This window comes from Variovorax sp. 10N432 (assembly GCF_056394465.1).
On record NZ_JBFTHX010000013.1, the window covers coordinates 151,312 to 164,697 of the forward strand.

At 68.4% G+C, this 13,386-nt stretch carries 12 protein-coding genes; all 12 read right to left on the reverse strand.

Features of this window, described 5'->3' with window-relative positions; translation table 11 throughout:
- Positions 1–63: 63 nt before the first annotated feature.
- Genes AC1DF3_RS17320 through AC1DF3_RS17375 form a run of 12 tightly spaced genes read right to left on the reverse strand, consistent with a single transcriptional unit; the run spans position 64 to position 13,319 of the window.
- On the reverse strand, positions 64–861 hold the full coding sequence (locus AC1DF3_RS17320) for an enoyl-CoA hydratase/isomerase family protein (protein WP_478140301.1): 798 nt from the start codon (positions 859–861) through the stop codon (positions 64–66).
- Entirely contained in the window at positions 858–1,469 is a 612-nt protein-coding gene (locus tag AC1DF3_RS17325) for a DsbA family protein (protein ID WP_478140302.1), read from the reverse strand. Before AC1DF3_RS17325 ends, AC1DF3_RS17320 begins: the two co-directional genes overlap by 4 nt.
- Positions 1,466–2,443, reverse strand: a complete 978-nt coding sequence (locus AC1DF3_RS17330) for an NAD(P)H-dependent flavin oxidoreductase (RefSeq protein WP_478140303.1) — start codon at positions 2,441–2,443, stop codon at positions 1,466–1,468. Before AC1DF3_RS17330 ends, AC1DF3_RS17325 begins: the two co-directional genes overlap by 4 nt.
- Positions 2,444–2,458: 15 nt before the next feature.
- A complete protein-coding gene (locus AC1DF3_RS17335) occupies positions 2,459–4,084 on the reverse strand; it encodes an AMP-binding protein (protein WP_478140304.1) in 1,626 nt (541 codons plus the stop codon).
- A gap of 33 nt (positions 4,085–4,117) precedes the next feature.
- Positions 4,118–5,728, reverse strand: a complete 1,611-nt coding sequence (locus AC1DF3_RS17340) for an acyl-CoA carboxylase subunit beta (RefSeq protein ID WP_478140305.1) — start codon at positions 5,726–5,728, stop codon at positions 4,118–4,120.
- Positions 5,725–6,216 carry an acyl-CoA carboxylase biotin carboxyl carrier protein subunit gene (locus AC1DF3_RS17345; RefSeq protein WP_478140306.1) on the reverse strand — a complete coding sequence of 164 codons (492 nt, stop codon included), beginning with the start codon at positions 6,214–6,216 and terminating at the stop codon, positions 5,725–5,727. The genes AC1DF3_RS17340 and AC1DF3_RS17345 overlap by 4 nt, the downstream gene beginning before the upstream one ends.
- A gap of 19 nt (positions 6,217–6,235) precedes the next feature.
- The gene (locus tag AC1DF3_RS17350) at positions 6,236–7,708 is read right to left on the reverse strand and encodes an acetyl-CoA carboxylase biotin carboxylase subunit (RefSeq protein ID WP_478140307.1); all 1,473 of its coding nucleotides are present in this window, start codon (positions 7,706–7,708) and stop codon (positions 6,236–6,238) included.
- Complete coding sequence (locus AC1DF3_RS17355) at positions 7,705–8,550, reverse strand: TetR/AcrR family transcriptional regulator (RefSeq protein WP_478140308.1); 846 nt, start codon at positions 8,548–8,550, stop codon at positions 7,705–7,707. Before AC1DF3_RS17355 ends, AC1DF3_RS17350 begins: the two co-directional genes overlap by 4 nt.
- Positions 8,547–10,361: an acyclic terpene utilization AtuA family protein gene (locus AC1DF3_RS17360; RefSeq protein WP_478140309.1), complete on the reverse strand. Its 1,815-nt coding sequence runs from the start codon at positions 10,359–10,361 to the stop codon at positions 8,547–8,549. The genes AC1DF3_RS17355 and AC1DF3_RS17360 overlap by 4 nt, the downstream gene beginning before the upstream one ends.
- 7 nt (positions 10,362–10,368) lie before the next feature.
- A complete protein-coding gene (locus AC1DF3_RS17365; protein ID WP_478140310.1) occupies positions 10,369–11,160 on the reverse strand; it encodes an enoyl-CoA hydratase-related protein in 792 nt (263 codons plus the stop codon).
- Positions 11,157–12,086 (reverse strand): SDR family oxidoreductase, encoded by a 930-nt coding sequence (locus AC1DF3_RS17370; RefSeq protein WP_478140311.1) that lies wholly within the window; start codon positions 12,084–12,086, stop codon positions 11,157–11,159. Before AC1DF3_RS17370 ends, AC1DF3_RS17365 begins: the two co-directional genes overlap by 4 nt.
- Before the next feature lie 30 nt (positions 12,087–12,116).
- On the reverse strand, positions 12,117–13,319 hold the full coding sequence (locus AC1DF3_RS17375) for an ABC transporter substrate-binding protein (RefSeq protein ID WP_478140312.1): 1,203 nt from the start codon (positions 13,317–13,319) through the stop codon (positions 12,117–12,119).
- Between the last annotated feature and the right edge of the window lie 67 nt (positions 13,320–13,386).

Here is a 13,386-nt window from a genome sequence, read left to right on the forward strand (position 1 = left end):
GTTGGACGAGGGATTCTGCGCCGATGCCTGCAAGTCTGCTGGCGGCAGGCGATCGCCGCAGATCTAGGTGCCTTGGAACCGGGCCGGGCGCTTTTCGAGAAAGGCCGCACAGCCCTCGTGCGCGTCATGGCTGTCGAAGACCAGGCTGATCATCGCCCGCTCGTACTGCAGGGCATTGTCCAGCGGCATGTCGGCGCCCTGGTGCATGGCGCTCTTCAGCATCTTCAGCGCGAGCGGCGCCCTCGCGGCCAGTTTGTGGGCGAGCGCCATGGCCGTGCGCATGAGTTCCTCGCGCGGCACCGATTCATTGACGAGGCCGAGCGTCACGGCCTCCCGCGCCGACACCGGCTCGCCGAGAAACATCAGGCGCTTGGCCTGGCACAGGGGCATCTGGCGCATCAAACGCTGTGAACCGCCACCGCCGGGAAAGAGGCCGAGCTTGATCTCGGGCAGGCCGATCTGCGCATCCTCCGCGATCAGGCGGATGTCCGTGCACAGCAGCAGTTCCATCCCGCCGCCGAGCGCCCACCCATTGACCGCCGCCACGGTGGGTTTCGGGCATGCCTCGAAGCGCTGGAACACCCGGGCCACGATGGCGCCGAACTCCTGGTAATGCCGGAGGCCGCGCCGGCTGTCGAGGTCGGCGATGTTGCCGCCGGCGAGGAAGGCACGGTCGTCCGCGCCGGTCAGCACGACGACCCGCACCGCATCGTTCGCCTCCAGTTCGCCGAGCGCGGCTTCCATCGCCAGCAGCATCGGGATGTCGAGGGTGTTGAGCGTCGCGGCGCGATTGAAGCGCATGACGCCGACCGCGCCTTCGACATGGACAAGCACGTGCGCATCTGAGCTCGATTCGTTCATAGAGTCCCCGCAAGGCAGGCTTCGATCTGCGGGAGGCGATCGACGCCGAAGAAACGCTCGCCGTCGATCACGACCGTTGGCGAACCGAACACCCGTTCCCGCACCGCGTCATCGACGGCCGATGCCAGCATCGCCCGCGCGTCGTCGGCCCGCAGACGCGATACGAAGTCCGCCGGATCGCCGAGCGCCGGATTCACGCCGCATGCCCATCGCGCCGACTGCATCGCATCGCCCAGGTCCGCACCCTCGACGAAATAGCCCCGCATCGCGACACGCGCGAAGTCGATCGCGCCGCAGGAATCGATCTGCTCCAGCAGATAGAAGGCACGCGCCACGTTCTGCGTGACGGCCGGAAACCCCGCCGGCATGCAAAACGGAACGCCGAGGAATCGGGCCGAACGCTCGAAGTCGTGCCACATGTACTCGCGCTTGACCTCGCTGCCCATCGGCGCCGGGAGGTCCAGCGCGCGCAGGACGGCGAACAGGATCACCGGCCGCCATCGCACGCGCCGGCCATGCCGGGCCACGACGGCGTCGATCTTCTCGGCCATGAAATAGCCGTAGGGCGACGCGAAGTCGAACCAGAAGTCGACGGGCGTTGAAGTCATCGAAGCGGCTTCGCCAATGCCGGGCTGGGCGGCAGGGCGCAGGCCGCGCGGTACTCGGCCCCGATGCGTTCCACGAGTTGCGCCACCGTGGGGATGTCGTGAATGGTCGCGATGCCCTGCCCCGCGCTCCACAGGTCCTTCCAGAGCCGCGCCTCCGAGTTGGTCAGCGCGCTCATGTCGGGCGCCTTGGGCGGCAGCGTGTCGACGTCGATGCCGAAGCGCTCGATCGATGGACGGAGGTAGTTGGCATGCACGCCCGACAAGCGGTCGGTGTAGACCAGGTCGCTCACTCTCGAATCGACCACCATCTGCTTGTACGCGTCCTGCGCCTGCGACTCCTTCGTCGCGAGGAAGCGCGTGCCCATGTAGACCAGATCGGCACCCAGCGCCTCGGCGGCGCGGATCTGCCAGCCGTCGTTGATCGCCCCGCCCAGCACCAGGCAGCCATCCCAGAACTCGCGGATCTCCCGCACCATCGAAAACCCGCTCTGGCTCGACGCATGTCCGCCCGCCCCGGCGCCGACGCAGATCAGGCCGTCGACCCCGGCATGCAGCGACTTGCGCGCATGGTCGGCGCTGGTGACATCGCAGAAGACCGTGCCTCCGTAGGCGTGCACTGCCTCCACCACCGGCGCCGGATTGCCCAGGCATGTAATGACGAAAGGCACGCGGTGCTGCACGACCACTTCGAGATCGGGCTCGAAGCGCGGGTTCGTGCGATGCACGATCAGGTTGATGCCATGCGGCGCGACGACCGCATCGGGGTTCGATGCCCGAAAGGCCGCAAGCTCACGCTCGATCTCGTCCAGCCATGCATCGAGCTGCGGCTGCGGCCTGGCATTGACATGCGGGAAGGTCCCGACCACGCCCGCCTTGCACAGTGCCGTGACGAGGGGCGGAAACGACACGAGGAACATAGGCGACCCGATCGCGGGAAGCGACAGCGCGCGCTGGAAGAGCGGAGGCATCGGCATGGCGGTTCCTTCTTTTCAGCCCCGCTTCTTCCAGCTGCGCAGGTCGCGCATGCCGGCCAGCTCGCGTGGGTCGACACCCGGTGGAAAGATCTGGTGCTTCTGGATCTTCTGCGTGGCGGTGGTCGGGATGCGGTCGGTGATCCAGACCCAGCCCGGCGCCTTGTAGTACGCCAGCCTCGCATTGCAGTAGTCGAAAAGCGCCTTCACGGCAGCATCGACATCCTCCATGGCGTTCTGCCGCAGGACGATGCAGGCCAGCACTTCTTCCTCGCGGATCTCGTCGGGTGCGGCCAGCACCGCGACCTGCTCGACCAGCGAATGYGTCTGCAGCAGCGCCTCGACCTCCGCGGCTGCGATGTTCTCGCCCGAGCGGCGGATGATGTTCTTGCGCCGGTCGACGAAACGCAGCATGCCGTCGGCGGAGCGGTTGACGATGTCGCCGGTGTGGAACCAGCCGCCGCGCCAGGCCGTCTCGGTCGCGGCCGGGTCGTCGAGGTAGCCGCTGAAGAAGTCCTTGCGCGGCGTCGCGGCCGAGTGGCGCACGATCAGCTCCCCATCGGTGCCATCGGGCACATCGACATCGGCATCGTCGACCACACGGACGTCGACCCCGGGCTGCGCACGGCCGAAGGCGCGCGTGCCGACCTGGCGCGGGGCCGCGTTGTCGATCAGCGCACGGACCATCTCCGTCATGCCCCAGATCTCGATCAGCGGAAAGCCGAAGCGCTGCTCGAAAACCGCGTGCCGCTGCGGCTCGACGCCGGCACCGATCGCGAAACGCACCCTGTGGTCGCGGTCCTGCGGCGAAGGCGGCAGCCCCAGCAGCATCGGGACGACCACGCCGAGGTAGTGCACGACGGTCGCACGCGTCTCGCGCACCTCGGTCCACCAGCGCGAGCTCTGGAACCGGTCGGTCTGGATCTGGCAATTGCCTTTGAGCATCGCGCAGAAGAACGAGAAGATCGACGCGTTGACGTGGAACAGCGGCAGCGGGTTGTAGATCCTCTCGCTGCCCTCGCCGAAAGTCGCCAGCCCGCCGCGCGTCGCGTACCAGGCGCCGGCGGCCAGTTCGTAGCGATGCGAGAGCACGCAGCCCTTGGGCCGGCCGGTGGTGCCGCTCGTGTAGAGCACGCTGGCCGGTGTCTCGGGGCCGGGGGTCGTGGAAGCCGCGCGAACCTGTGGCGAGGGGATCCTGTCGAAGGCGTCCAGCCGGGCCGGCAGGGGCTGCCGCGTCGACTCGCTCATCGCGCCGCGCAGCAGCGGCTCGAGCGACGCAGTCACCACCACCATGTCGATGCGCGCGTGATCGATGACGAAGGCCATCTCTCCGGCCCTGTGGTCGGGGTTCAGCGGCACGCAGCAGATGCCCAGCGCGTTCATCGCCAGCTTGTGCAGCAGGTGCTCGGGGCGGTTCTCCAGCAGCAGGCCGACGCGATGGCCGACGCCGTATCCGGCCTCCGCGTAGACGCGCATCAGCCGCTCGACCTCCGCCGCCGCGTCGGCGTAGCTGATCTCCCGCCCTCCCGCCGCATAGCTGCGCGAAGGGTTTGCCGGCACCGCGAGGAAGGCATTGCCCCCGTAGCGGCGGGCGGCGCCGAGGAAGGCGCTGCCGATGGTCGTGTCTTCGCCGATCGTGATCATGAAAGCGGGTCTCCTGCGCGGTCCGGCCGGCGTTCAGAGCCGCAGCACGCCGTAGCCGATGTCTTCGTTGAACGGCGCGTTGAGCGAAGCGACGATCGCCATGCCGAGTGCATTGCGCGTATCGACCGGGTCGAGGATGCCGTCGTCCCACAGCTCCGAGGTCGAGTGGTAGGCATCGCTTTCTTCCTCGAAGCTCTTCAGCACCGGGTCGCGAATGGCAGCGATTTCTTCCGCCGTGAGCTCGTGCCCCTTGCGCTGGAGCTGCCGCACCTTGACCTCGGCCAGCGTATTGGCGGCCTGCTCGGCGCCCATCACCGCGATCTGCGACTGCGGCCACATCCAGAGGAAGCGGCCGTCGAAGGCGCGGCCGCACATGCCGTAGTTGCCGGCACCGAACGAGCCGCCGACGATCACGGTGAACTTGGGCACGGTGCAGCCGACCTGCGTCATGATCATCTTGGCGCCGTCCTTTGTGATCCCGCGCTCCTCGTACTCGCGACCCACCATGTAGCCGGTGATGTTCTGCAGGAAGACCAGCGGCGTGCGGTCGCGGTCGCACAGCCGCATGAAGTGCGCGGCCTTGAGCGAGCTGTCGTTGAAGAGCACGCCGTTGTTGGCCAGGATGCCGACCTTGCACCCCCAGATGCGCGCGAAGCCGCACACCATCGTGGTGCCGTAGCCGGGCTGGTACTCGTGGAACTCGCTGCCGTCGACGATGCGCGCGATCACCTCGCGCATGTCGAAGCCGGTCTTCCAGTCGGTCGGGATGATGCCGTACAGCTCGACCGGGTCGTAGTGCGGCGGCTGGGCATCGACGCGGTCGATCTGCTGCTTGCGGATCGGCGTGGTCTGGGCGAGGATGTCACGCGCGATGGCCATGGCATGCGGCTCGTCGTCGGCGGCGTAGTCGCAGGTGCCCGAGACCGTCGTGTGCATCTGCGCGCCGCCCAGGGCCTCGGCCGAAACGACCTCCCCGGTCGCGGCCTTCACCAGCGGGGGGCCTCCCAGAAAGACGCCGCCATTGCCGCGCACGATCACGCTGTAGTCGCACAAGGCCGGAATGTAGGCGCCGCCAGCCGTGCAGTGGCCGAGCACCACCGCGATCTGCGGCACGCCCATCTTCGACAGCGTGCACTGGTTGCGGAAGATGCGTCCGGCCGCATGCCGGTCGGGGAACAGGTCCGACTGCAGCGGCAGGAAGCCGCCGGCGCTGTCGCACAGGTGCACGACGGGCAGGCGATTCTCGATCGCGATGTCCAGCGTGCGGACGATCTTCTTCACCGACAACGGATACCAGGCGCCGCCCTTGATGCTGGGATCGTCGGCATGGATGACGACTTCGCGCCCCGCGATGATCCCGATGCCCGACACTTGCCCGGCCCCATGCACCTCGCCCTCGTAGGCACGGTTGGCGGCCAGCGCACCGATTTCCAGGAAGGGCGTGCCCGGATCGAGCAGCAGGTCGAGCCGCTCGCGCACCGTGAGCTTGTTCTGGCGGTGCAGGCGCTCGATGTCGCGCTCCGGCCGCTCGAAGCGGGCCTTGCGCAGGCGGGCGCGCAGGCCTTCGACGTGCGCCAGCATGGCCTTGCGGTTCTGCCTGAAGCTCTCGCTCCCGGTGTCGATGCGGCTTTCGATCCGGCTCATGCTTCGCCCTCCCCCGACGCGATGCGCACCAGCATCGCGCCGCGCTGGAAGGTCTGGCCGACGGCGAATGGGAGTTCGGCGACGACACCGTCCGCGGCAGCGCCGATGGTCATCTGCAGCTTCATGCTTTCGATGACCATCAATGGATCGCCCTGCCGCACGGCCTGGCCCTCGCTGGTGTGAACGGACACGACCACGCCAGGCATCGGCGCGACCGAAGCGCCCGCGGCTTCCGATGCGCTGCCGCCGCGCGAGCGCGTGGCGTCCACGCGATCGATCCGCCAGGCGCGCCCCTTGAGCTGCACATAGATCGCGTCCCCGTGCGCCACCGCGCACAGGCGCTCGCCGCGGCCGTCGACGGGGGCGATGAAGTCGCCCCCGCCGAGGCTCCTGACTGCGAGCCTCGCATCGTCCACCTGCATGCCCTCACCAAGCCTGTGCACCTGGTGCCGCTCTCCCGGCGCGTTGCTGAAAAGTAGGGTCGTCATGAGGATCGCTTCGATTGATTCAGTTGCGCCATGCGCCCATGGAGGCGTAGGGTTCGGGAACCCGATGCACCGCGCGGTCGGGCGCAGCGCTGGCGGCGACGGCCAGCAAGGCGCGGCGCTCGCCGTCGGTGAGCGGTGCGGGACGCAGCTCGTCCCGATGCCGCTCGAGAAAGCCGGTGTCGGTCTCGCCTCGCCCGAAGGCGGGATGAGCGAGCACGCGAGCCAGGTAGTCGCTGTTGAGGGTCACGCCGAGCATCGTCGTCTCGGCCAGCGCGGTGCGCATGCGCGAGATGGCGAGCCGGCGGTCCGCGCCATGCACGATCAGCTTCGCCAGCATGGAGTCGAAATCGGCCGTGACCGCCGCGCCCTCGGTCACGCCGCCGTCGAAGCGCACGCCAGGCCCTTGCGGCGTACGCAGCAGCAGGACGCGCCCGGTGTCGGGCACGAAGCCCGCGTCCGCATCCTCGGCCAGGATGCGGCATTCGATCGCGTGTCCGGAGGTGCGCACATCGTCCTGCGCGATGTCGAGGGGCTCGCCTTGCGCGACCCTCAGCTGGAGCTCGACCAGATCGAGCCCGGTGACCATCTCGGTGACCGGATGCTCGACCTGCAGCCGTGTGTTCATCTCGAGGAAAAAGAAATCGCCCTCGGGCGACACGATGCATTCGACCGTGCCGGCGTTCACGTAGCCTGCCGCGGAGGCCAGCCGCACCGCCGCACTGCAGATGCGCTCGCGCAAAGCCGGGGCGAGCCCGGGCGCCGGCGATTCCTCGATCAGTTTCTGGAAGCGGCGCTGGATCGAACATTCGCGCTCGCCGAGGTGAATGACTGCGCCGTGCGCATCGCCGAACACCTGGACTTCGATGTGCCGCGGCTGCTCGATGAAGCGCTCCGCGAACAGGCGGCCATCGCCGAAGTAGCGCTGGCTCTCGCCCCGCGCGATGTCGATGGCCGCCGCGAGATCCTGCTCTCGCCGGACGATCTGCATGCCCTTGCCGCCGCCGCCGGCGGCGCCCTTGATGAGCAGGGGAAAGCCGATGCTGCGCGCCCGCTGCGCGAAGCTCGCCGGATCGTCGGCCTCGTCGGCCGAGGGCGTCACCGGCACGTCGTGACCGATCGCGAAGCGGCGCGCGCTGATCTTGTCGCCCATCAACTCGATCGCGGCGGCCGAGGGGCCGACGAAAATCAGCCCGGCATCCGCCACGGCTTGCGCGAAAGCCGCGTTCTCCGACAGGAATCCGTAGCCCGGATGGATGGCATCACAGCCGGTTTCGCGCGCGGCGCGGATCATCGCCTGGGCGTCGAGCCACGCAGCCACCGGCGGCTCGCCGAACACCTCGACGGTCTCGGTCGCGGCGCCGAGCGCCGGGCCCGCCCGGTCTTTCTCGTGCCACGGCACGACGGTCTCGATGCCCATGCGCGTGGCCGTCCGCACGATGCGCAGGGCGATCTCGGCGCGGTTGGCGATGAAGAGCTTGCGGATCCGCGTCATGTCGACTTCCTGCGCCGCTTGGCGGCAGCGGGTACGACGGGCGTCTGCGCGGGCGCGGGTGTCAGTCCCTGCGCGACGATGCGCTCCAGCCTCGCCAGGCGGCGTTCGATGTCTTCGCTCGACGGCGCGTCGCCGTGGCTGGCCATGCGCGCCACGGCTTCGCTGCCGCCCGCGCGCTCGCGCGGCGACAGGATCCCGTGCAGCAGCATGGCGGTATAGCTGTCCGCCACGGCTTCCACATCGATCGAACCCCTGCCGTAGAGCAGCGACCACATCCGGTGCTCGATGCCGCCGTAGACCATGCTGCGCACCGTCTCGGCATCGGTGTCGGCCGGCAGTTCGCCCGCCTGCATGGCCTCGCGCACCGTCAGCAGCAGGAACGACGTGTAGCGCACATGCAGGTCGTGTAGCACCGACTTGAAGTATTCGGGGCTGGTGCGCACCTCGTGCAGCACGATGCGGGACAGGCTGGGCTCTTCGACATAGACGCGCAGGTGCCGCCAGACGAGGTAGCGCAGGCGGCTGCGCAGGCCATGGATGCGCGCGAAGCTGTCGGCGATGTCCTGGATCAGCGGCTCGTACATGCCGCGCAGCACTTCGTTGAGCAGGTCGCGCTTGGTCGGAAAGTACGAGTACACCAGCCCTTCGACCACGCCCACACGTGTCGCGATCTCGCCGACCGACGCACGCTCGAAGCCTTTTTCGAGAAAGACCTCGCGTGCGGCGGCGAGGATCTCTGCCGCGCGGCGCAATCGTCTCGGCGTCTGTTTGCCGGCGGCGATCGGCGTCACCTTGTCGGCTTCGCCGCCGTTGCTCGAATCGGGTTTGGTGTTCTGTTTCATGAGAGTTTCCGGAGTACGGCTGTCGGCACGTCGATCTCCAGGTCGAGCAGCATCTGTGCGAAGGCCTTGCCTTGCGGGTCGTAGCGCAGCGACGCGATGCCGCCGCCACCGAGTGCGTTGGCCAGCGTGAAATTGAGGGCGTGAAAGCCCGGAAGCGTATAGCGCCTGACCGTGCCCTTGCAGACATGCGCGAAGTACGCCGCCACCTTGTCTGCGTCGAGTTCCTCCAGCAGCACGCGCCAGGCCTCCGGCGACCTCGCGATGATGCCGATGTTGGCCATGTCGCCCTTGTCGCCGCTGCGGCCGTGGGCGATGCGCAGGAGCGGCACGCGCTCGGTCGGCCCGTCGATCCGCGGCTGCGGCGGCGCCGGGATGTCCGGTTGCCGTGGCGCGTCGCCCGCCAGTGTTGGCCGGATTTCGTTGAAGTGCAGCGCCTCTCCATCGAGACTCACGCGCGCCTCGACCTCCCCGCGATCCACCAGCAGCGAAAAGAGCCGCACGACAGGCGATGGCGACGGCCGGCCGGCGGCAAAGCCGGTGATGCCTTGCGCCATGGCGGTGGCCGATGGCGCGATCTCGCGCGCCAGCAGTTCGAGCGCGGCGCGCTCTCCATGCCGTGCGGCGATCTTCAGGATGACTTCGCGGCTGTCCTGCATGCGCGAATGAGGGCCGTAGGTGCCTTCCGCACCCAGCACTTCCAGGCTCGTCTCGCCGAAGTCCGTCAGGCCCCGTTCGGCCAGCAGGCGCCGGCACCGTGCGAGGATCGCGTCCCCGACCCGCTGCGCCTTCCCGGCCGCGCGGGGGCCGCCGATCATGAGCGTCCCGAGCAGGCGCCATCCGTCGGCATGGGTCGCACTGACCTTCAGGTCCGGCGGGGCCGGGGTGCCTCTCGCGCCGCTCACGCGGACCCGATGCTCGCCCTCCTGCACCAGCCGCACATCGGCGAAGTCGCAGCAGACATCCGGCAGCAGGTAGGCCCGCGGATCGCCGATCTCATAGACGATCTGTTCGGCCGCCGTGCCGGGCGAAACCAGGCCGCCCGTGCCCGGGGGCTTGGTCAGAACGAAGCTCTTGCCGTCGGGCGCGCACTCGACGACGGGAAAGCCCATGTCGTCCCAGCCCGGCACCTGTTCCCAATCGGTGAAGATGCCGCCGGTGGCCTGCGCGCCGCATTCGATCAGATGGCCGGCGAGGCTGCCGGTCGCGAGCTTGTCCCATTCGTCCCAGCGCCACCCGAAGGCGTGCACCAGCGGCGCGAGCGTGACGGCGCTGTCGACCACCCGGCCCGTGATGACGATGTCCGCCCCGGCGTCGAGCGCGGCGGCGATCGGCTGCGCGCCAAGATAGGCATTGATGCTCAGGAAGTTGTCGGGCATCGGCGCGCCGCTGAACATCTCCCGCGTTCCGGCCGCACGCAGCGCGTCGGCCTGCACGGAGAGGTCGTCGCCCTCGACGACCGCGATCCGCATCGCGACGCCCTGCGCATCGAGTGCCTTCTTCAGTGCGTCGCGACAGGCGGCCGGATGGACGCCGCCCGCGTTCGACACCACGCGGATCCCGCGCGCCTTCAGTTCCGGCGCCAGTGCGGCGACGATGCGGACGAAATCCGGCGCGTAGCCCGCGTCCGCCGACTTCGCCCGGGCCCGCGCCAGCAGCGACATCGTGATCTCGGCGAGGAAGTCGAACACCAGGAAATCGACATTCCCGTGGCGCACGAGCTGCGCCGCGCCGGCTTCGGAGTCGCCCCAGAAGCCGCTGGCGCAACCGATCCGCAAGGGACGGGACAACAAGGGTGTGGCAGCTGCGGTCATGTCGATCTCAGCGTCCGGGCCAGACGGGTGCCCGGCGTTCGGCGAAGGCCCTCATGCCTTCTCGCGTGTCCTCGCTCTGCGAGAGCACCGGCAGGATGGCCTGCGCGAGGTTGAGGGCGTCATGGTAGGAGAGGTCGGTGATCGCGCCGATCGCACGGCGACCGATGCGCAGCGCCACCGGCGAGTTGGCGGCCAGCCGCGCGACCATGTCGTCTACCACCGCATCGAGGCCATCGCGCGGCACCACGCGGTTGACGATGTCGAAGCGCTCGGCCTCGGCGGCGCCGAAACGGTGCGCGAAGAAGCACATCTCCAGCAGCCGGCGCCGTGGGATCACGCGCATCAGCAGCGGCAGGATCATCATCGGAAACACGCCGACCTTGGCTTCGGTGGTGCCGAACATGGCGTCGTCGCAGGCCACCGCGAAATCGCATGCGCAGACCAGGCCCAGTCCGCCGCCGAAGGCGCTGCCGTTGACGCGAGCGATCACCGGCAGGTTGCATTTGTCCAGTGCGCGGAACAGTTCGGCGACCGGATTGTCGAAGCGGCCCGGCTCCAGCGCGAAGGGCGACCCATCGGCTGTCGGCTTGAGCTGCCCGCCCGCGCAGAAAGTCTTGTCGCCCGCGCCGGTGAGGACGATGGCTCGCACGCCCTCCATCGACTCCGCGGCATGCAGCGCATCGACCAGTTCCAGCATCACGGCGTCGGACATCGTGTTGTGCGACTCTGCGCGATCGATGGTGAGGCGGCAGGCGGCGCCGTCTCGCTCGACCTTGACCTGGGGACGTTCGGCGGTCATTTCGCAGCTCCCGGCGGCTGGCGGTCCGCGAAGGTCTCGGGCGGCCGGTACTGCGGGAATCCATCGAACGGGAAGCTGCGCTCGGCCGGTTCCAGCTTCCAGGTCGGCCGCGCGGTCGGCACGCCGCCATCGACCCGGATGACGGTGCCGTTGATGAAGCCGGCGGCCTCGGACAGCAGATACACGACGGCCGACGACAGCTCGGCCTCGGTGCCAAAGCGCTGCAGCGGCACCTTGTCGCGCAGGCCGCGCAACACGTTGCGGTAGCCCTCGTCGTAGGTGTCGATACCGGCCGAGGCGATCCAGCCCGGCGCGACGCCGTTGACGCGAACACCCGCATGGCCCCACTCGCAGGCCGCGGTCTCGGTGAAGGTCAGCACGCCGCCGCGCGCCGCGCCCGAGTGCCCCATGCCCGGCAGGCCGCCCCAGATGTCGGCCAGCATGTTGACGATGCTGCCGCCGTGCGCTTCCATCCACTGCACGTAGCACTCGCGCGAGAAGAGGAAGGTGCCGTGCAGGTTGTTGCGAACGACCGCATCCCAGCCCTTGAGCGAGATATCGCGCAGCCTCGCCGGATACTGCCCGCCGGCGCAGTTGAAGAGCCCGTCGATCCGGCCGTGCCGCGCCACGATCTCCGCCACGGTGGCCTTCACGCCTTCCTCGTCCCGGATGTCGCAGGCATGGCGCGTGATGCCGCCTGCCCGCTCCGGATAGATCGTGGCGATCTCCGCGGATACCGCATCGAGCTTGTCCATCTGGCGTCCGACCAGCGCGACGTTGGCGCCGAGGCTGACGAGCTCATGCACCGCGCAGCGGCCGAGCCCGCTGCCGCCACCGGTCACCACGACCGTGCGGCCCTCGAACAGGCCGGGGCGAAAGGCCGAACGGTAGCGCTCGGTGCTGGCGGAGGATGGAGTTTTCGGCATCGTCATGAAGTCCGGGTCGGGCCGTGCGGTTCAGTAGGCGATGAAGTCGGTCAGCGCCTTCACGGTGCCGCTTTCCGGATCGGTCTGGAAGAGCTTGATCGGCATCACGGCCTGGCCCTTCGGGTTGTCGAAGGAGACCGGCCCGCTCAGTCCGCCGACCTTGAAGTCCTTGAGCTTGTCGAGTTGCGAAATGACGCAGGTGCGCGTCACGTTGGCGCCGCAGCGGCGCACGCCTTCGGCGAAGACCATCGTGCCGACATAGCCGCTCACCGTGTAGCGGTTGAAGTTGGCGTAGTCGTCCGCGCCGAGGAGCTTCTTGGCCGACGCCATCAGCGTGACGCCCGCCGGGTCGTAGTTCGACGCGTAGTAGTCGGGAATGAGGTACTGGTAGCCCGAGGGCGCCGCCAGCTTCACCGCGGCCGGCAGCTGCCCCGCCCACAAGGTGCCGAGCGTCGCATCCATGTCGAGGCGCCGCAGTTCCGACATGATCGAAGCCGACTCGGTCGTGAGCGTGCCCAGATAGATGGCGTTGGCGCCCTTTTCCTTCAGCGTCAGCACTTCGGCCGAAAAGTCCTTGGCGCCACGCTTGAACGAGATCTCGGCCACGCTGTTGAGCCCGAACTCCTTGACCGCCTTCTGGTAGCCCGCCAGCAGCGCCTTGCCGAAGTCGTCGTCCTGGTAGAGGATTGCGAACTTGCCGCCTTTTTTGCCCATCTTCTCGACCATGTAGCGGATCGGCACATAGCCCGCATAGTCGTAGTCGGGCCCGATCATGAAGACGTTGGGCCGGCGTGGCGTCACCACCGCCGGGTTGGGCGCCATGTGCACGATGGTCGGGATCTTCGCCTCCTCGATCGCCGGCAGCATCGCCACCATGTGCGAGCTGCCGGTGGTTCCGGTCAGGCCGAAGACCTTGTCCGAATCGATCAGCTTCTTGACGGCCGATACCGAGCGCGCGGGCACGTAGCCGTCGTCCTCGTAGATGGCGCGCAGCTTGCGGCCATTGATGCCGCCCGCGGCATTGATCTCGGCGATCGCCAGCTTGGAACCTGCCGCGCCGGCCTTGCCGATCAGCGAGGCCGGGCCCGACATGGGCTGGACCTCGCCGATCAGGATCTCGGTGGCGGTGACGCCCACGTCCTGCGCCAGCGCAGCCGACGCCACACCCCATGCCGCCAGCGCGACGAGGGCGCCGCGCGTTCGATTCCCGATCGCTTCGTTTCTCTTGTGCATGCTTGTCTCCTGTTGTGACCGAAACCCGTAGTTCGCGAAAGTCATCGATGTGGCGTGGCGAGCGCTT

Excerpts from the sequence above, each read along its gene's own strand:
- AC1DF3_RS17355 (WP_478140308.1), bottom strand. The coding sequence starts at position 8,550 with ATGAAACAGAACACCAAACCCGATTCGAGCAACGGCGGCGAAGCCGAC.
- AC1DF3_RS17320 (WP_478140301.1), bottom strand. The coding sequence starts at position 861 with ATGAACGAATCGAGCTCAGATGCGCACGTGCTTGTCCATGTCGAAGGC.
- AC1DF3_RS17350 (WP_478140307.1), bottom strand. The coding sequence starts at position 7,708 with ATGACGCGGATCCGCAAGCTCTTCATCGCCAACCGCGCCGAGATCGCC.
- AC1DF3_RS17345 (WP_478140306.1), bottom strand. The coding sequence starts at position 6,216 with ATGACGACCCTACTTTTCAGCAACGCGCCGGGAGAGCGGCACCAGGTG.
- AC1DF3_RS17370 (WP_478140311.1), bottom strand. The coding sequence starts at position 12,086 with ATGCCGAAAACTCCATCCTCCGCCAGCACCGAGCGCTACCGTTCGGCC.
- AC1DF3_RS17330 (WP_478140303.1), bottom strand. The coding sequence starts at position 2,443 with ATGCCGATGCCTCCGCTCTTCCAGCGCGCGCTGTCGCTTCCCGCGATC.
- AC1DF3_RS17375 (WP_478140312.1), bottom strand. The coding sequence starts at position 13,319 with ATGCACAAGAGAAACGAAGCGATCGGGAATCGAACGCGCGGCGCCCTC.
- AC1DF3_RS17340 (WP_478140305.1), bottom strand. The coding sequence starts at position 5,728 with ATGAGCCGGATCGAAAGCCGCATCGACACCGGGAGCGAGAGCTTCAGG.
- AC1DF3_RS17365 (WP_478140310.1), bottom strand. The coding sequence starts at position 11,160 with ATGACCGCCGAACGTCCCCAGGTCAAGGTCGAGCGAGACGGCGCCGCC.
- AC1DF3_RS17360 (WP_478140309.1), bottom strand. The coding sequence starts at position 10,361 with ATGACCGCAGCTGCCACACCCTTGTTGTCCCGTCCCTTGCGGATCGGT.
- AC1DF3_RS17325 (WP_478140302.1), bottom strand. The coding sequence starts at position 1,469 with ATGACTTCAACGCCCGTCGACTTCTGGTTCGACTTCGCGTCGCCCTAC.